The sequence below is a fragment of the Mariprofundus sp. NF genome, assembly GCF_013387455.1.
Lineage (GTDB): Bacteria > Pseudomonadota > Zetaproteobacteria > Mariprofundales > Mariprofundaceae > Mariprofundus.
Genome location: NZ_VWNC01000021.1, coordinates 1 through 668, shown reverse-complemented (window position 1 = coordinate 668; position 668 = coordinate 1). Strand labels below are relative to the sequence as shown.

1 pseudogene is annotated in these 668 nt (G+C 52.5%); it reads left to right on the top strand.

What is annotated here, in order from left to right:
* Positions 1–426 (top strand): annotated as a pseudogene (locus tag F3F96_RS12350) (primosomal protein N'); the annotation flags it as partial.
* Positions 427–668: the final 242 nt, after the last annotated feature.

The window sequence follows — 668 nt, the reverse complement described above, 5'->3', positions numbered from 1 at the left end:
GGGCGCGGCCATAAAGCCGGGCGGGTCATTATTCAGACGAGAATGCCTGAAGCTGACTGGCTGACGCGCATCTCTGAAGATGATGCCATGCAGACACTGACCGAAGAGCTGAAACTGCGTGAGATGCTCAGCTATCCACCCTATGCCCGCTGGGTGCGGCTGGTCTTCTCATCTACAAAGATTGAGCGGGCAACCGAGATTGCCATGCTCTTTGCCGGTCACTGTGAAAAACTCGAAGGGGTCAATGTTACCGGCCCGATGCCTTGCCCGTTGGAGCGGTTGGCTGGCAAATATCGCATCGAGGTGCTGCTGCGTGATGCCTCACGCAAGTTGCTGCCGTGGAAGCTGCAGCCGCTGCTCTCCGGCATGGTACCACCCAGAGATGTGCGTATTCGGGTTGATGTTGATCCGCAAGATATGATGTGAGCCCATCGTGGGCTCACACCCTTCGGGCTCGCTGAAGCGAGTCCAATTTCTCTATCCTGAGAAATTGTGATGTGATCATTTCCAACTAAATGTCCCGATTAAAGGAGCGGTCATCCGGGATTTGAGTCCGAGAGTTTAAAAGAGCTGAATTATTGGGCTACTGCTGAAATTTGAATTGGCGATAGTATCGGCAGCCGATGAATCAGGAGCAGTGATGAAAAAAGGTTTCATGAAGTTGGTTA